Source organism: Natronocella acetinitrilica, from assembly GCF_024170285.1.
GTDB lineage: Bacteria > Pseudomonadota > Gammaproteobacteria > Nitrococcales > Aquisalimonadaceae > Natronocella > Natronocella acetinitrilica.
In genome coordinates, this window is record NZ_JALJXV010000002.1 from 98,598 (window position 1) to 114,620 (window position 16,023).

17 protein-coding genes are annotated in these 16,023 nt (G+C 64.7%); 10 read left to right on the plus strand and 7 right to left on the minus strand.

The window, feature by feature from the left end; genetic code table 11:
* The first annotated feature begins 6 nt into the window (after nucleotides 1-6).
* The 3 genes from J2T57_RS03780 to J2T57_RS03790 are packed head-to-tail and all read left to right on the plus strand — an operon-like array spanning nucleotide 7 to nucleotide 3,725.
* Nucleotides 7-2,361: a putative bifunctional diguanylate cyclase/phosphodiesterase gene (locus J2T57_RS03780; protein ID WP_253474478.1), complete on the plus strand. Its 2,355-nt coding sequence runs from the start codon at nucleotides 7-9 to the stop codon at nucleotides 2,359-2,361.
* A gap of 30 nt (nucleotides 2,362-2,391) precedes the next feature.
* Nucleotides 2,392-3,273 carry a DUF3034 family protein gene (locus J2T57_RS03785; protein WP_253474481.1) on the plus strand — a complete coding sequence of 294 codons (882 nt, stop codon included), beginning with the start codon at nucleotides 2,392-2,394 and terminating at the stop codon, nucleotides 3,271-3,273.
* A 14-nt stretch (nucleotides 3,274-3,287) separates the two neighbouring features.
* Entirely contained in the window at nucleotides 3,288-3,725 is a 438-nt protein-coding gene (locus J2T57_RS03790; RefSeq protein ID WP_253474484.1) for a group I truncated hemoglobin, read from the plus strand.
* A 202-nt stretch (nucleotides 3,726-3,927) separates the two neighbouring features.
* Here the strand turns inward: J2T57_RS03790 and J2T57_RS03795 are convergent, their stop codons facing one another.
* Genes J2T57_RS03795 through dcd form a run of 3 tightly spaced genes read right to left on the minus strand, consistent with a single transcriptional unit; the run spans nucleotide 3,928 to nucleotide 5,484 of the window.
* Entirely contained in the window at nucleotides 3,928-4,428 is a 501-nt protein-coding gene (locus J2T57_RS03795; protein WP_253474487.1) for a RidA family protein, read from the minus strand.
* An 11-nt stretch (nucleotides 4,429-4,439) separates the two neighbouring features.
* Nucleotides 4,440-4,898, minus strand: coding sequence for a methyltransferase family protein (locus tag J2T57_RS03800; protein WP_253474490.1), 459 nt, complete (start codon nucleotides 4,896-4,898; stop codon nucleotides 4,440-4,442).
* Nucleotides 4,899-4,914: 16 nt separating this feature from the next.
* Complete coding sequence (gene dcd / locus J2T57_RS03805) at nucleotides 4,915-5,484, minus strand: dCTP deaminase (RefSeq protein ID WP_253474494.1); 570 nt, start codon at nucleotides 5,482-5,484, stop codon at nucleotides 4,915-4,917.
* Between the two features lie 79 nt (nucleotides 5,485-5,563).
* On the opposite strand from dcd, the gene J2T57_RS03810 reads away from it, so the two are divergent.
* The 5 genes from J2T57_RS03810 to J2T57_RS03830 all read left to right on the plus strand — a co-directional run bounded on the left by J2T57_RS03810 (nucleotide 5,564) and on the right by J2T57_RS03830 (nucleotide 9,285).
* Nucleotides 5,564-6,055 (plus strand): MOSC domain-containing protein, encoded by a 492-nt coding sequence (locus tag J2T57_RS03810; protein ID WP_253474497.1) that lies wholly within the window; start codon nucleotides 5,564-5,566, stop codon nucleotides 6,053-6,055.
* A 17-nt stretch (nucleotides 6,056-6,072) separates the two neighbouring features.
* The gene (locus J2T57_RS03815; protein WP_253474500.1) at nucleotides 6,073-6,249 is read left to right on the plus strand and encodes an oxidoreductase-like domain-containing protein; all 177 of its coding nucleotides are present in this window, start codon (nucleotides 6,073-6,075) and stop codon (nucleotides 6,247-6,249) included.
* Between the two features lie 167 nt (nucleotides 6,250-6,416).
* Nucleotides 6,417-7,754, plus strand: coding sequence for an Lcl C-terminal domain-containing protein (locus J2T57_RS22350; protein ID WP_253474503.1), 1,338 nt, complete (start codon nucleotides 6,417-6,419; stop codon nucleotides 7,752-7,754).
* Nucleotides 7,755-7,778: 24 nt separating this feature from the next.
* Nucleotides 7,779-8,327, plus strand: coding sequence for an Lcl C-terminal domain-containing protein (locus tag J2T57_RS03825; RefSeq protein WP_253474507.1), 549 nt, complete (start codon nucleotides 7,779-7,781; stop codon nucleotides 8,325-8,327).
* Nucleotides 8,328-8,601: 274 nt separating this feature from the next.
* Nucleotides 8,602-9,285: a fatty acid desaturase gene (locus J2T57_RS03830; protein ID WP_253474510.1), complete on the plus strand. Its 684-nt coding sequence runs from the start codon at nucleotides 8,602-8,604 to the stop codon at nucleotides 9,283-9,285.
* Nucleotides 9,286-9,384: 99 nt separating this feature from the next.
* Here the strand turns inward: J2T57_RS03830 and J2T57_RS03835 are convergent, their stop codons facing one another.
* Nucleotides 9,385-10,554, minus strand: a complete 1,170-nt coding sequence (locus tag J2T57_RS03835; RefSeq protein ID WP_253474513.1) for a hypothetical protein — start codon at nucleotides 10,552-10,554, stop codon at nucleotides 9,385-9,387.
* A gap of 19 nt (nucleotides 10,555-10,573) precedes the next feature.
* Complete coding sequence (locus J2T57_RS03840) at nucleotides 10,574-11,056, minus strand: hypothetical protein (RefSeq protein WP_253474516.1); 483 nt, start codon at nucleotides 11,054-11,056, stop codon at nucleotides 10,574-10,576.
* A 226-nt stretch (nucleotides 11,057-11,282) separates the two neighbouring features.
* On the opposite strand from J2T57_RS03840, the gene J2T57_RS03845 reads away from it, so the two are divergent.
* The gene (locus tag J2T57_RS03845; protein ID WP_253474519.1) at nucleotides 11,283-12,401 is read left to right on the plus strand and encodes a helix-turn-helix transcriptional regulator; all 1,119 of its coding nucleotides are present in this window, start codon (nucleotides 11,283-11,285) and stop codon (nucleotides 12,399-12,401) included.
* A 44-nt stretch (nucleotides 12,402-12,445) separates the two neighbouring features.
* Here J2T57_RS03845 and J2T57_RS03850 read toward each other — a convergent pair whose 3' ends face one another.
* Complete coding sequence (locus J2T57_RS03850; RefSeq protein WP_253474522.1) at nucleotides 12,446-13,522, minus strand: TauD/TfdA dioxygenase family protein; 1,077 nt, start codon at nucleotides 13,520-13,522, stop codon at nucleotides 12,446-12,448.
* Between the two features lie 305 nt (nucleotides 13,523-13,827).
* On the opposite strand from J2T57_RS03850, the gene J2T57_RS03855 reads away from it, so the two are divergent.
* Nucleotides 13,828-14,865 (plus strand): alpha/beta hydrolase, encoded by a 1,038-nt coding sequence (locus J2T57_RS03855; protein WP_253474525.1) that lies wholly within the window; start codon nucleotides 13,828-13,830, stop codon nucleotides 14,863-14,865.
* 65 nt (nucleotides 14,866-14,930) lie between these two features.
* On the opposite strand, the gene J2T57_RS03860 is transcribed toward J2T57_RS03855, so the two are convergent.
* A complete protein-coding gene (locus J2T57_RS03860; RefSeq protein WP_253474526.1) occupies nucleotides 14,931-15,938 on the minus strand; it encodes a TAXI family TRAP transporter solute-binding subunit in 1,008 nt (335 codons plus the stop codon).
* Nucleotides 15,939-16,023 lie beyond the last annotated feature (85 nt).

Below are 16,023 nucleotides of genomic sequence, written 5' to 3' on the forward strand. Positions count from 1 at the left end.
GGCGACTTGTTACGCATTCGGCGATTCCGCACCAGGCTGCTCGGCCTCATGCTCGGTCTGCTGGCTGCCGCGCAGCTGGTGACCATCGTCGCGGTGCTCGGCACCACCGGCACCAACCTGAGCCGCCAGGCCCAGGATGAACTGGCTCTGGGTGGCCGGGTCTTTGCCGAGTTGCTGGCCAGCCGCAACCAGGAGCTGCTCACCACCACAAGCGTACTCACCAGCGATTTCGGCTTTCGCGAGGCCGTCGCCACCGGCGACGCCGACACCATCCGCTCGGCGCTGCGTAACCACGGCGGCCGGGTGGGGGCCGATGCTGCGATGGCCCTGGAACTGGACGGCAGCCTGATCACGGCGCTGGACGAATCCCTGGCGGAAGCGCAGTTCCCCTTCCCGGATCTGCTCCAGCAAGCACGGGAGGACTCCTTTGCCACTGGTGTGGTGCAGGTGGCAGGCAGGCCGGTCCAACTCGTGCTGGTGCCGGTGCTGGCACCGGTACCCATCGCCTGGACGGCGCTGGGCTTTGAGCTGGACGAGAATCTTGCGCTGGAGCTGAAGCAGCTCACCGGGCTGGATGTCACCTTCCATACCAGCCGCAGTGAGGGGACCGCGCTGGCCTCCACCCTGCCCCCGCGCCTGCATGAAGCCATGCAGCAGGGTCTGGCTGACATGGGCAGTGAAGACGGCCGGGCACGGCTGGTGGACCTGGGTGGCGAGAGCTGGTTTACGCTACGGGTGCCGCTGGACGGCGGTGACGCCAGCGTCACCGCCTACCTGCAGGCGTCGGAGACCGAAGTCCTTGCCCCCTACCGCACCCTGCGAAACCAGTTGCTGGCCATTGCCGGTGTCCTGCTGCTGGCCTCGCTGATCGCCGGGTCGCTGATGGCGCGGCAGGTGAGCCGGCCCGTGATGGCGCTAGCCAAGGCTGCCAGCCGTATCGCCGGCGGCCGCTACAACGAGACCGTGCCCCGTCCGTCCAATGACGAATTCGGCGATCTGGCCGATGCCTTCAACCGCATGCAGACGGGCATCGCCGAGCGTGAGCGGCAGATTCAGCACCAGGCCGACCACGACATACTCACCGGGCTGCCCAACCGCAACTTCGCCCGCGCACGGCTCGATGCCCTCACCACCGAAAACAGCCAGCCCTTCGCCGTGCTGCTGATCGATCTCAACCGCTTTGGCGAGGTCAATGACTCGCTGGGCTACACCATGGGTGACCGCATGCTCTGCGCGGTGGCGGATAGGCTCGCAGCGACGGTCAGCGACACTGGCTTTGCGGCCCGGACCGGCGGCAACGAGTTTCTGCTGGTGCTGCCCGGCTGGAACATTCGCCGCGTGGAGCGGGACGGCGAGGCGCTGCTGGAACAACTCTCCCGTCCCGTGGACCTGCCGGAGCTGCAGATTCCGCTCAGCCTGCGGGCCGGCGTGGTGTGCCACCCGGAAGACGCCGGGCGCGCGGACACCCTGTTGCGTCGGGCGGAGATCGCCCGTGAACGGGCGCGGTTGCAGCACACGGAACTGGCCATCTACGAGGCCGGGGAGGACGAGGCCCACCTGCGGCGGCTGAGCCTGGTGAACGATCTCGGCCCTGCCATCGCCAATGGAGAGATTAATCTGCTGTATCAGCCGCAGGTTTCGCTGACCGACGGCCAGGTGGTGGGCGTGGAGGCCCTGGCACGCTGGCAGCATGCCAGGCTGGGGCAAATCCGGCCCGATGAATTCATCATGCTGGCGGAGCAATCGGGCCACATTCACGCGCTGACCCAACTCGTCATTGATCAGGGCCTGGCCGAATGCCGCAGATTGCGGGATGACGGCCACCCGCTGCGCATGTCCATCAACCTGTCGGCGCGGGATCTGCTCGACCAGGCCTTGCTGGACACGGTGCGGGACTGCCTGGCACGGCACGATGTACCGGGTGACAGCCTCACGCTGGAGGTGACGGAGAGCGTGTTCATGGAAGACCCGGACCAGGCTACGCGGCAGCTAGAGCGGCTGCGGGGGCTGGGCATCAGCCTCGCCATTGATGATTTCGGCACCGGCTACTCCTCGCTGGCGCAGTTGAAACGCCTGCCGGTGCAGGAGCTGAAAATCGACCGCAGCTTCGTCATGAGCCTGCCGGGCGACGCTGCCGACGAGGCCATCGTGCGAACCACGGTGCAGCTTGCCCGACTGCTGGGGCTGAGCGTGGTTGCCGAGGGTCTGGAGACCGATGCCGCGGGAGCCCTGCTGGCGGAGATCGGCTGCGAGACCGGCCAGGGCTATGGCATCTCCCGCCCCATCGACGCCGATGCGCTGCGCGACTGGCTTGCAGCGCGGAGCGACCCGGGCTTGAGACAGGGCCAGTGCGGCCGATAGACAACGCCAGGCAATGCACCTGAAGGGGGGATGATGCGACGAAAACCACACTGGCGGCTTGTCTGCCTGCTGGCCCTGCTGGCGCTGCCAGGGCTGACCTTTGGCGCCGGCGGCCGGCTGGTGGCCACGGGTGGGCTGACCCAGATCGAGGGCACCGCCGGCGGCGGCCTGGTGCCCTGGGCGGTACTCGCGGGCTACGGCACCGCCGAACAGGTGGGCGGCACGGTGTCACTCACCCACACCAACGCACCGGACTTCACCCTGAGCACCCTGTCCGCCAACTACACGCTCTATAATCGGCTGGAGTTCTCCATTGCCCGCCAGAGCTTCACCATCGACAGCGGCAACCCCTTGCAGGACGCATTCGGGCTCGGCGGCACCCAGCAGATCGAGCAGGATATCCTGGGGATCAAGTACCGCGTGGTGGGCGACCTCATCTACGACCGGCTGCCCCAGGTGAGCATCGGCGTGCAGCACAAGCGAAACCGGGATTTCGACATCCCCGAGGCGGTAGGCGCCCGCAACGACAAGGACTTCGACGGCTACATCAGCGTCAGCCGGCTGTTCCTGGGCGCACTGTGGGGTCGCCACCTGCTGGTGAACGGCACGTTGCGGGCGACCCGCGCCAACGAGACGGGAATCCTCGGTTTCGGTGGACCGGAGGGCAACAGCCACGAGCTGATGCCGGAGCTGAGCGTGGCCGTGCTGCTGGACCAGCGCACGGCGGTGGGGCTTGAGTATCGCAGCAAGCCGGACAACCTCGGCCTGGATGAAACCCGCTGGGCGGATGTGTTCATCGCCTACTTCCCCACCAAGCACCTGGGCCTGGCGGCAGCGATTGTCGACCTGGGCACGGTGGGCACTATCGAGAACCAGCGCGGCCTGTTTCTCAGCGTGCAGGGGACGTTCTGATGAGGAAATGCAGCATGAAGGCAATCACCAGACATGGCCTGTGGCTCGGCCTGACAGCGGCGCTACTCGTGGGTTGTGCGAGTCAGCCGGCACAGGATGACAGCCTGTATCAGGACCTGGGCGGCATGACGGGGATCGAGACGCTGGTGGACGGCCTGCTATTCCGGATTTCCGAGGACAGCCGCATTGTCGATCAGTTTGCCGACGCCGACCCAGGGCGGCTTCATCGCACGCTCTCGGAGCAGATCTGCGAACTCGCGGGCGGCCCCTGCGTGTACTCCGGGGACGACATGGTCACGGTGCATACCGGCCGCAATATCAGCGAGGCAAGCTTCAATGCCCTGGTGGAGGATCTGGTGGAGGTCATGGAATACCAGCACATCCCGATCCGGGCGCAGAATCGCCTGCTGGCGCTGCTCGCCCCCATGCGCGGAGAGATTATCAGGCTGTAATCGGCTGTTCCGGCTTACCGGGGCGGGCAAAACCACTGCTGACACGGTGCGTTACGGCCTTCAGCCTAACGCACCCTACAGCCGGCCTCGATCAGGCACGGCTCACTGTAGGGTGTGTTAGCGCGAAGCGCGTAACGCACCGCAACGACGCCGGCCCTGGGGGAGGCGCATGCGCCTCCCGTTTGTGCCTGCGGGCGCAGCCCTACGCGCCGCCAACGAACGGCGGCGGATGGCCGTCGCTGCGGGTCGCCGCACTGATTTCGAAAATGCCCTCGACTTCCACCGCCGCGTTACCGGGCAGCGTGGCGACGCCAATCGCGGTGCGGGCATGATGGCCATTCTCGCCCATCAACTCGCCGATGAGATCCGAGGCACCGTTGATCACGCGGGGCACCTCGGCGAAATCCGCCGCCGCATTCACGTAGCCCGTCAGCCGGATGCAGCGCTGCACCCGGGTCCAGTCGTCATCAATCGCCAGAGCCAACGCGGCCAGCAGGTTCTGCATGCAGATGCGAGCCGCCTGGTAGCCCTCGTCAACCGACAAGCCCTCTCCCACCTTGCCGGTGTAGGCCATGCGGCCGTCCACCTGGCAGGTCTGGCCAGCGAGGAACACCAGGTTTCCGGTTATGTTGTAGGGGCGGAAGTTGCCTGCCGGCTGCGGGCAGCGGGGCAGCTTCAATCCAGCCCAGTTCATGGTTGCCATGACATCACTCCTCAACGCCGGAAGCGTGGCAACAGCAGGCCGGTGCGGCGTCTCCACGCGGCATGTTCAGCACCGAAGCGGGCCGCCATTTGCGCGTCCTCGATCTGCGCCTGGCGGACGATGGCTACCGAACCGGCCAGCCACAGCAACAGGCTGATCCAGCTCAGCGGGTAGAGCGCCAGCCCGGCATACAGGCAGCAGTCGCCACTGTACATCGGGTGACGAATGAACCGATAAAGGCCGGGGCGGCTCAAGAGACGCTCGGGGTGCTCCACCACGGCGTTACGCCGTTTGAGCACGACATAGTGAGACAGGCTGAGGCCGCCGCCGAACAGAATCAGCCCAAGGGACGCGGCGTAGGGCAGGCCGGGCAACCACGCGCCCGGCACGGGGTAAAAGCTGGCAGCGACATAGTGGCCGATGAGCCCGAAGCCGCTCAGCACCTTGAGCGTCCACCACGGGCGGCGCATCGACGAATCCCCGGCCTCAGGAGCGGGGCAGGGTCACGCCGCGCTGGCCCATGTACTTGCCCGCACGGTCCTTGTACGACACATCGCACACTTCGTCCGACTCGAAAAACAGCATCTGCGCCACGCCCTCGTTGGCATAGATCTTTGCCGGCAGGGGCGTTGTGTTGGAGAACTCCAGGGTGACGTGCCCTTCCCATTCCGGCTCAAGCGGGGTGACGTTGACGATGATGCCGCAGCGGGCATAGGTTGACTTGCCCAGGCACACGGTGAGCACGCTGCGGGGAATGCGGAAGTACTCGACGGTGCGCGCAAGGGCGAAGGAGTTAGGCGGTATGATGCAGACATCCGCCTTGATATCGACGAAGCTCTTTTCGTCGAAATTCTTGGGGTCGACGATGGCGGAGTTGATATTGTGGAAGATCTTGAACTCGTCGGCGCAGCGAACATCGTAGCCGTAGCTGGAGGTGCCGTAGGAGATGATGCGCCCCGTCTCCGGGGTTTCCCGTACCTGCCCCGCTTCGAAAGGCTCGATCATGCCCTGGGATTCCGCCATGCGGCGAATCCATTTGTCCGATTTGATTGCCATAGCGCGTCCGCGACCCCCGATAATAACGCGTGGATTGTACATGCCGGCCCCCGGCACCGCGACAGGAGAGCAGCACCCGATGGTGACTTTGCGTGACTTGATGAACAACCTCCCCCAGGTGGGACGGGTGGAGTGGATCGGCGTACGCCCCGAACGCGGCGCCCCGGTGTTGCCGCTGGATTCGGTGCAGGCCGTGACCGATCGCCACCTGGAAGGCGACCGTTACAGCGGCCGCCCCGGCAGCAAGCGGCAGGTCACCCTGGTGCAGCAGGAACACATCGCGGCCCTGCAGGGCCTGCTGGGCACGGCCGAGGTCGACCCCGCGCTACTGCGCCGGAACATCGCTGTCTCGGGCATCAACCTGCTGGCGCTGAAGGACAAGCGCTTTCGAATCGGCGACGCCGTGCTGGAATACACCGGCCTCTGCCACCCCTGCGCCAAGATGGAAGACACATTCGGAAGCGGCGGCTACAACGCCATGCGCGGCCATGGCGGCATCACCGCCCGCATTGTCGAGGGCGGTGCCATTCGCCTTGGCGACGCCGTCTCCCACATGCCTGACGCCAACTGACACCACGCGACCGCGACATGCACGACGACAACGACCTGCCGCCACCACCGGAAAAGCCCGATCCGCAGGACTGCTGCGGCAGCGGCTGCATCCCCTGCATACTCGAGGTCTACGAGGACGAGCTGGAAGCCTGGCGGGAGAAGGTCGCCGCCATCAAGGCCCGGCGCCGGGAGCGCACCTCCAGCGAAGGGTAGCATCGCACCCGCCCGCGCAGCACCAACGATCAACGTCACAACACGCCCCTGGCAAACTCCTCAGATCAGGGGAGTTTCCGCTTTCCCCTGCTGGCTATTCTCACTGTGCACGACATCGCCATGAGCAACGGCATGACGATGCGGCAGAACACAAGGGGGACGGCCAAGTGAAAAGACCAGGGTGGATCGTGGCGTGGGCGAGCGTGCTCGCCGGATGCGTATTACTGTGGGGGTGCAACAGCTCCGGTGGATCGGGTGGTGGCGGAGGCGGCGGCTCGGACCCCGACCCGACGATACTCAACGTCATCATTGATGCCGGCGGAGAGGTCGACCCGTCGAGCCAGGCGGTCGCCAGCGGTGAGCAGGGCAGCTTCACCATTGCCACCGACGTCAGCTTCGTCATCGCCAGCATCGACTCCCAATGCGGCGGCGCGCTCTCCGGCGACACCTACACCACCGACCCGCTGGAGGCCGACTGCACTGTCACCATCGCACTGGAGCGTCTCCTCGACCCACCAGCGGCGCTGGGCGGCGAAGGGCTCGACGGCAGCATCGCGCTGCAATGGGACAGCGTGGACAACGCCGACGGCTACAGCGTCTATTTCGCCGCCAGCCCCGATGTCTTCCCCGGCATGGGCAACGTAGAACAGCAGGGTGTCTCCGGAACCAGCACCCTCGTCGACGGGCTCGACAATGGCACGGCCTATTACTTCATCGTCATCGCCACCAATACCGACGGAGCGGAAAGCGAACCCAGTGCGGAACTCTCCCGCACTCCCTTCCCCACGGCGGAGATCGCGGTCAACGACACCGGCATGCAGGATTGCTCCGACGGCAGTACCACACTGCAATCGTGCCCCTTGTCATCCCATCCCAATCAGGATGCCGAATCCGGCCGGGACGCGCTGGCCGCGGACGGCACGCTTGAAAAATTCGGCGGCGGCGCCGCCGGCTTCGACTTCGTGAAGCTCGGCGCCAACGGGGCCGTGCTGGAGGACCAGTCGGCGACCGATTTTGCCTGCGTGCGGGATAACGTGACCGGCCTCTACTGGGAGAACAAGCTGTCCAACGGCGGGCTGCACGAGGCGAACGCCACCTATACCTGGTACGACCCCGATCCAGCCACCAATGGCGGCGTCGCCGGTACGCAGGACGGCGGCAACTGCAATGCCGGGCCCTGCGACACCCAGGGCTTCATCAATTCGGTGAATGCGGCCGATCTCTGCGGCTTCGACGACTGGCGACTGCCCACCGTGCTGGAATTGCAGTCCATCGTGCACTACGGGCGCACCACCGCTCCGGCGATTGACCTCGACTACTTCCCGCTGGTGGCCACCAACGACAGCGCAAGCCAGTACTGGACGGCGACGACCTTCGCGGGAAACACCCAACTGGCCCGCTGGGTACGGTTTTCCACGGGTCATTTCTTCGACAGTGGCGGGTCAACGAAGGCATCCGCTCTACGCGTGCGACTCGTTCGGGCCAGCACTGTGACGACCCCCTGACTGGAAAACCCGGAGACTGGAACAATGAACAAGACGACCCTTCGGACGAGTACCCTGTTCGCCCTGCTCGTCGGTGGCACCTTTGCCGGACACGCGACGGCCAATCAGGTCTGCCTCGAGAGTATCGCCGAAACGACACCGGAGAGCGCCTTCACGGTGCACGGTGATGGCACTGTCACACAGAACGAGGCTGGCCTGATGTGGCGGCAGTGCAGCCTGGGACAGACATTCAGCAACGACAGCTGCACCGGCAGCCCAACGGCCATCAACTGGCAGGATGCCCTGAATGCCGCGGACCAAAGCAGCTTCGCCGACCACGACGACTGGCGCGTACCAAACCTCAAGGAGCTGTCAGGTATCATCGAGTTCCGTTGTCGGGAACCCGCAATCAATCTGGAGATTTTCCCCAACACCCCGCCCAGTGGCAGCCCTGATTACTGGACCTCCACCCCCTTGTCGGTCTTTTCAAGCTCGATCTGGCGCGTGCTGTTTCGTGACGGAGCCATTTCCACAGGCTCTTCCACGACCGCCTCCGGACGGGCGGTCCGGCTTGTCAGGGATGTTGACGACTGATGGCTGACAAGTGGAGGCCCTGCGAGGCGCAGCCATGGCTCTGGCCGACCTCCATCAGTCGATAAACCAGTGTACCTTCCTGAAAAGGGCGTTTATCCTTCCACTCGCGACCTGACGCCTGGTACCAGACCTATCCCAGTGGCGAAGCAGGCCTTCGGCGACGCTTGGTGGGCCTCTCCGGCACTCGATCCAGCCAAACACAGGGGGTGGAGTCATTACTGACGCACTCAGACCAACCCATTGGAATATCAAGGGGATCACCGCCGCCCTGGCCGTGATCGGTTTGTGGGCGATGAGCCTGGGGGTGCTCCTGACCGCCGACCAGGCCCTGGTGTGGTGGGCTCCGCTGGCCGTGCTCATGCAGACCTTCCTGTATACGGGCCTGTTCATTACCGCCCACGACGCGATGCACGGGACGGTCGCGCCGGCCTTCCCACGGTTAAACCGGTTCATCGGCGCCACCTGCGTGCGGCTCTACGCTCTCTTCTCGTTTCAGCGGCTCCAGCAAGCACACTGGGCCCATCACCAGCACCCGGCCACCACAAAAGACCCCGACTTTCACGACGGTGAACACGACGGGCTTGTCCGCTGGTATCTCCACTTCATGATCGGTTACGTCTCGCCACTCCAGATCGTGGGAATGGCCGCTATCTTCAACGTGTTTCTCTTCGCGGCTGGCGTTCCGGTGGCCAACCTGATCCTCTTCTGGATCTTGCCGTCCCTATTAAGCACCCTTCAGCTATTTTATTTCGGCACCGTCCTGCCCCATCGCGAGCCTCGGAACGGCTACAACGACAGCCACCGGGCGCGGAGTAACGACTTCTCTCCCCTGGTCTCATTTCTGACCTGTTACCACTTTGGCTACCACTGGGAGCATCATGAACGCCCGGACCTCCCCTGGTGGCGACTCCCCCATTTTCGGCGCCGAACCACAGGGTGTTTCGAAGTCACGCAATGAGACCGATTGACGGGCCCGCGCGGTGAGGCCTGATGCCCATGATCGGACAGGACTGGAAAACCGCCTGCCGGTGACGGAACAAGCCTGAACCATGGTCGATCAGTCGAACAGGCACTGGTTTACCGGCGAAGCCAGGAGTTCGATGGCCTCTGCGTCATAGCTCTGCGCCACGTCATCGATGGTGACCACGAAGCTCTCGTCGCCCATTAACTGCACGCTGCCCTCCACGGCCCGCTCCGGATCCTCGTCGTCGGGGGAAGCGATGGTCAGCGCGCCGCCGGTGATGCCACCGCCACCGTCGGGTATTGCGGTCTCGATGGGCTCATCCACGGTCAGGGCGAAACGCCCGGCGACCGGGCAGCTCGGCCCCTCGCCGCCGGCCTGCAGATCAATGGCAATCTCCATGTTCCCGCCTCGCAGCAGTTGCACCCCCGGCTGCAGGATGATATCGAAATCACTACCGACGGTGCCGGTGACGGCCAGATAGGCAGCGATGCTGGTGTCGTCGTCCTGTTCACGGAGAAAAAGAAGGCTGTATTGACCCCGCCGGAACCGGAAACCGTTGCGGACCGCCGCCCGCACATCCCCCAGAATTCGATAGTCCAACGACTCGTCCGGGAGCCCGTTCACGAGGCGCCATGGGCTCTCCGGCGCCACACCGACCTGCACGCGAAACACCGACTCAAGCATCGGTTCGTTCACCGCCAGCCTTGTCGTGACGGCGATCTGGCCGTTGATTAATTGCGATGTGGCGGAGACCTCGTCCTCGATGGGGATTAAGTCATCCTCGTCGAACTCCTCCAGCAACCCATTCACCTGCTGTGATGCAGTCGCGGCTTCATTGGACTGCTGCACGCTGCATTGATCGAACACGAAGGTGACGGTTTGCAGGTCCAACTCCCCAAACCAGGTCGGATCCCGCTCCACGTCCATCTCCGACGTCAATTCCAGTTGCGATTCCTCCTCGCAGGCCAGCTCATCACTGAGGAACGGGTGCAGGAACTCTCCCGGGAGTAGTGCGGGCAACTCCAGGAAAAGCCCCAGTTCCCGCGCCAGCAGCCAGCGTTTTGCCACCTCGTCGTGGGAGGAAAGATCGGCCGGCGTGCGGGCGGCGGCGGCCAGCCGCTCCTCCAGCGGCTCCAACTCTGCGGTCTCAGCACCACCACCGCCGCCACCAGAGGACCCACCGCCCAAACAGCCCGCCAGCAGCAGCGCCGGAACGGCAACGGAAAGCGACCGCAACGGGTTCGATCGATGGGTCACTGTCATGTCAGCCTCCCTGCCTGCCTCAGGGGCAGGATGCATTGTCGAAGGTGCGATAGGTGCGGGCTCCGTCAATGTAAAGCCCGTTCTGGTACTGCAGCAGGTGCTGGCTCACGCTTCCGTCCTGCCAGCGCAGTTCGATGCCGATCAGATGACCCTGCTCGATGACCTGCCAGGTGCCGGCCTGGGCATCGCCGCCGCCACCGTAGGCACTCACGCCACCACCGCCGCCGCCGAAACTGCTGGCATCGCTGTAGAAGAACCGGCCATCGGAGCAGACGTCCATGGTGCGGCGGCTGGTGCCACCCATGTAGATACCGCCACTGTCGGAGGAGTAGCGGTCAAGCTGCTGCAGGCGTGTGCCCTGCAGGAACTGCACCCATTCCATCGCCTGGGGCGACAGCGATGCCTGATCCGCCTGTGCCACCGGCGCCTGCCCGACGAGCACCAAGCCAAGCGCCCCAAGAGCAATCGCCACCAGCGACCTCGCGCCTGTCATGCCGTCCATTGCCCTGCCCCCCCCCCACGATGCATCTTTCAAGAATAGGCGCCCGTGGCGGAAAGGCCATCCCCAGAACAGGGGAGTTCTTGCCACTTTTCCGCGACTTGGCCACCCCGTGTTTTACTCAACGCCGGTTTCCGGAGAAACTGAGGACTTCCGGTATGGGATGCAGGCGAATCCGCACCACCGGGGCGAACCAGAATGAAGACAGGACGAATGCCAGGGGTGGGGCATGGATGTTCATCGCCGACCGGCTGAGCGGCGGGCCGAGGCGAGGATTCAGCAACTCTGCTGTCTCGGTTTTTCAGAGCAAGTGGTGATTCCCTTGCTGCTGAGGGAAATCCACGGCCTGATTCCCTCCCACTGGAATCTCTTCTTCTGGTTCGACATCCAGGGCAACATCACCAACCTCTACAACGAGTACCCGCCCGCCATGGATGTGGCGGCGCTCTACCTCAACGAATTCCACAACGCTAAGGAACTGGAAGTCTTCCGCGGCTGGTCCCACGTCTGCCGCCATAGCCGCGATGTCAGCGAGTTTGATCGCTACTTCAATGTCCCGCGCCGCGAATTTCTCCGTCACGCCTTCTATCAGGAAGTGCTGAAACCGGCCCACATGCACTGGATGCTCCAGGGCGTGGTGCGCGACGGCGACCGGCCACTGGGAATGATCGGCCTGACGCGCTCCCCGGCAGACCCCTTGTTCGCGAAACGGGACTCGCGACTGCTACAGCGGGTCAACCCCTTCGTCGCCCACGCCATGATGAATGCCGGGCGCGAGGTGAGAGAGGACTGGGTGGACAGCGACGACGAAGGCCTGGTGATCTGCGATGAACGGGGCGCGATCCGCTACATGTCGGATCAGGCGCGGCTGCTATTGGTGCTCGCCCAGCGGGAGCGGTTCAGGCCCCGCCAGTCCCGACTGGATGTGACCGGGCGACTGGACCGCACGCTGCAGCGCCTGACCCATGCGCTGATCGGTGTCCGCGACCACCATCCGAACGCGAGACCGCCATCCATGCTCCGGGAGAATGCCTGGGGCCGCTTCCGCTTCACCGCGGGCTGGCTGAACGCCACCCGCGACGATAGCGGGCTGGTCGGCATAACGGTGCGCCGGCAGGAGCCCGTGCCGTTGAAGCTCATGCGCAAGGTTGAAACCCTGGCGTTGCCCCGAAGACAGGCCCAGGTCTGCCTGTGGATGGCCTGCGGGCACTCCTATGCCAGCATTGCTGACAGGCTTGGCGTCAGTGAAAGTACGGTAATCTCCCACGGGCGGGCGGTCTATAACCGTCTGGACGCCCACAACCGCAGCGAATTGATCAGCCGACTGCTCGCTGTCACCGAGCCATGAACCTCATCTGACCGGAGGCTTCGCCCCGCCACGGGAACGCTACGTCAGTTCTGCATCGGGATATCGTCTTTCCAGCGAAATCCCACGCCGCCGGCCAGCCAGACGCCATCCCTGTTGAAGGGGTGCGACGCGGCAACATTGATGTGCTGTGGCAGGCCGAAATGTGGCGCCAGCTCCCGGGGTGACCGGATGGTGACCCGATCCATGATCCGCAGGCCCTGCTGCTCGCTGGGAATGTGCGCTTCGGGAGAGGCCCGGTGCGCCAGCGCCCAGTTATCGATGATAATCAGGTCGCCATCGTCATACTGATAGTGCATGCCAAAGCCCTTCTCGAACGAGGCATCCAGCAAGTCGTTGTAGTCGTTGAACAGTTCCGTCATCTCCGCCGCGGTGAGCAGCCTTAACTGGTCGGTCGTGGCGGGTGTCGTCTGCAACTCCTCGATGGAAAGCCCTTCCTCGGGCAGCCGCTCGATGACCGCACCGGTCATGCCCAGGTGCAGCCAGACACTCTTGAGCCCCGACACCGGATGCCTGTGGACCACCGGGTGCGCCACACCCGAGGCGGAATTGACGGACACCAGCCGCTGCCAGAACGCCTGCTTGTCCGCCGGCAGCACATCAAAGGCCGCGCCCTGGTGCGCAAAGTGGGTGCCGCCGCCGTGCTCGGGCGCGCGTGCCATGTAATAGGCCGCATGCGAGAACGTCGCCGCCTCGAAACTGCCGTCGTTATGCCACTGCGGCCCGACTCCCAGGATGCCGTGCCGCCGGTCGTTGGACAGCCGGAAGATGTCCCGATGCATGCCGGGCGTGGCCGGGTGAACCCCATGCGTTGAATGGACGTCCCCGGCACCCCACCATTTGCTGGCCTCGACCAGTTCATCCACCGAGAGGCCCGGCTGGTGTTTGAATACCACGAAACCGCGATTCGCCATTTCCACCGCCAACGCCTCGATAACCGGCTCAGGCAACCTGGAGCGAACGTCAGCGCCAGAGACCTCCAGGCCGATCGGCTCCAGTGGCCTGACCGTCAATCCGGCCTCCTCCAGCAGCGCTGCGCGGCTTGGGTCCAGCGGTGGAATGGCGGGCGGCAAACGGCTGGACTGTTCTCCGGCCAGTTGCATAGGGTCTATCTCCCCGATGAGTGATTTGCCCGTACCCTAACGCAATGTGTTTCAGTGACAAGAGGTGACCAGGCCTGGGCCTCGCCCATCATTGGCTCGGTAATGGTGGTGAGGTCGACGCCTTACAGCCGGTGGCGGATGCTGAAGCCGCAGTGTATGCCAGGCGGTGCGCCGCACCAGCAGCAGTGCCGTTCCCGCGCCTGCTCGCCGCCATGGCGCCGGGACAGCCCACCCCGCGGCCCGGGAGTACCGCGCGCCCCGCCACACTAGTACACTCTCGGCGTCGGGTCATCAGGAAGACCGCCTTGCCTAGCCATCGTTTACCCAGTCGCTTCACGCTCTCACGCATAGTCGCGCCGCTACTTCTCGTACTCGCTCTGGGAGCCTGCGGTTCCGCCACCACGCTGCCGGACATGGCTGAAGCCGTGCCTGCGGATGGCGCGATCGTCGCCACCGACGGCTTCCGCTTGCCGCTGCGACAGTGGGAGGCCGAAGCCCCCACCCGGGTGGTCCTCGCGGTGCACGGTTTTGGTGACTACGGCGGCGGATTCGAGGCGCTGGCGGAGACGCTCACCGCCGAGGGCATGACGGTCTATGCCTACGATCAGCGCGGCTTCGGCGCCACCGGGGATCGCGGGCTGTGGGCAGGCCAGGAACGCATGACACAGGATCTCGCCGAAGTCGCCGACGCGTTGCGCCAGCGCCACCCCGAGTTGCCCCTCTACCTGGTGGGCAAGAGCATGGGGGGCGCGGTGAGTATTCTGGCTCTCACCGGGACATCACCGCCCCCGGTGGACGGTGTCGTGCTCATCGCCCCGGCGGTCTGGAGCCGCGATACCATGCCCTGGTATCAGCGCCTCGGGCTCGAGCTCGGAACCCATCTGGCGCCGGCCATGGAGCTGTCGGCGGAGCTGGCGGTCAACCTGGGGGTGGAGCCCACCGACGACCCCGACGTGATCGAGGCGCTGCGTGAGGACCCCTTGGTGCAGCGCAGCGCGCGGGTGGACACGATCCAGGGCCTGACTACCCTGATGGGCGACGCGCAGGCGGCCGCCCTCCGCCTGCGCGGCCCAGCCCTTGTTCTCTATGGTGAGCGCGACGAAATCATTCCTGCGGAACCCACCTGTCTGCTGTTCCGCAAGTTCGCCAATGCCGGTGCCCGCGACCTGCGTTTGGCCCTCTACCCGGACGGCTACCACATGCTTACCCGCTATACCGGGGCCGACAAGGTACACGCCGATATCGCCGCCTGGCTGAAAGGCGTCGATCAGCCGCTGCCCTCCGGCTCCGAGGTCACCCGTGCCGAGGCACTTGAGCGACTCTGCGACGATAGTATCCCTTGATCGCTATATAAACGGACACGATGGGCACCGCGCCCTGGCGCGGTGCCCATACGGCACGCTCGCCGTTATTTGGGGGCGGCCGGGGACAGGCCCTGCTCTTCGTAATAGCGCACGGCACCAGGATGCGTGGGGATTTCCCAGTCGATGTACATGCGCTCAAGGCTCATGTCCTGCAGAACGCGGGCGCCCTGCACGAGCTTGGACTTGTTCTCCGCCAGGGTCCGGGTCATATCGTAGACCAGATCGTCGCTCACGCCTGCACCCACCACCAGGACGTAATCATAGGCAAGCACCGGGGTTTCCTCGGAGAAGCCGGCCAGGCCATCCGCCGGAGGCTGATCGAAACGGTAGCCCTGGGGGAACGTCTCAAGTACGCGGCTCATGGCTTCATCGGAGGTGTCCAGCGGGATCAGCCGCAAACCACCGACGCTGGCGTCCACCTCGGAGACCTTGCCGGCACCCACTGCGTGGAAGAACGCGTCGGCACGTCCGGAGGCAAAATCGTCTCCGCCCCGATTGACGTTCGGCACGGAGACGGTGCGCACGTCATCCGGCGTCAGGCCGCCGTTGGCGAGCAACGCATTGACCACATCGATCATCGCGCCCTGGGCCATGTAGCCATGGGTCACGCGCTTCCCCCGCAGATCTTCCATGGTGTGGATGTCGGAGTCTTCCCGCACGAAGTAACCGACCTTCACCGGGAACAGCGTGGTGAGGATGCGCAGGTTTTCCTGGGGACGGCCATTGTCAGCACCATAGTAGATGCCCATGGCCTGGTTGATGGCAGCGAGTCCCAATTCTGCCTGCCCACTGTGCACCAGCGGCAACAGCGCACTCTCGCCGGTGTGTGGCTGGACCCGCGCACGCACATCCATTTCCTCACTCAGGACGCGGGCGATGCTGGAGCCAACGATATGGTTCAAGGACCCCTGCGTGGTGGTTGCCACCGTGACGTTGTCTGCGCTGGCCGTGGTGGAAAATCCGAAAACGCTCGCGCCCAGAATCACGGCCCCCAGGCCAAGACGCTTTGCAAACGACAGGGCGCTCCCTTGCTGCCGATACAACTTCGTCATCGCTGCTCTCCAATGATGGTGTTTTTGTAGATGGGACAGAAAATCGATTTTTTCTCTTTCTCTTGGATTCGCGGACCATCAATAG

Bases quoted from the DNA above. Each gene is read 5' to 3' on its own strand.
- J2T57_RS03785 (WP_253474481.1), top strand. From the start codon at position 2,392: ATGATGCGACGAAAACCACACTGGCGGCTTGTCTGCCTGCTGGCCCTG.
- J2T57_RS03790 (WP_253474484.1), top strand. From the start codon at position 3,288: ATGAAGGCAATCACCAGACATGGCCTGTGGCTCGGCCTGACAGCGGCG.
- J2T57_RS03795 (WP_253474487.1), bottom strand. From the start codon at position 4,428: ATGGCAACCATGAACTGGGCTGGATTGAAGCTGCCCCGCTGCCCGCAG.
- J2T57_RS03800 (WP_253474490.1), bottom strand. From the start codon at position 4,898: ATGCGCCGCCCGTGGTGGACGCTCAAGGTGCTGAGCGGCTTCGGGCTC.
- dcd (WP_253474494.1), bottom strand. From the start codon at position 5,484: ATGGCAATCAAATCGGACAAATGGATTCGCCGCATGGCGGAATCCCAG.
- J2T57_RS03810 (WP_253474497.1), top strand. From the start codon at position 5,564: ATGGTGACTTTGCGTGACTTGATGAACAACCTCCCCCAGGTGGGACGG.
- J2T57_RS03815 (WP_253474500.1), top strand. From the start codon at position 6,073: ATGCACGACGACAACGACCTGCCGCCACCACCGGAAAAGCCCGATCCG.
- J2T57_RS03825 (WP_253474507.1), top strand. From the start codon at position 7,779: ATGAACAAGACGACCCTTCGGACGAGTACCCTGTTCGCCCTGCTCGTC.
- J2T57_RS03835 (WP_253474513.1), bottom strand. From the start codon at position 10,554: ATGACAGTGACCCATCGATCGAACCCGTTGCGGTCGCTTTCCGTTGCC.
- J2T57_RS03840 (WP_253474516.1), bottom strand. From the start codon at position 11,056: ATGGACGGCATGACAGGCGCGAGGTCGCTGGTGGCGATTGCTCTTGGG.
- J2T57_RS03845 (WP_253474519.1), top strand. From the start codon at position 11,283: ATGGATGTTCATCGCCGACCGGCTGAGCGGCGGGCCGAGGCGAGGATT.
- J2T57_RS03850 (WP_253474522.1), bottom strand. From the start codon at position 13,522: ATGCAACTGGCCGGAGAACAGTCCAGCCGTTTGCCGCCCGCCATTCCA.
- J2T57_RS03860 (WP_253474526.1), bottom strand. From the start codon at position 15,938: ATGACGAAGTTGTATCGGCAGCAAGGGAGCGCCCTGTCGTTTGCAAAG.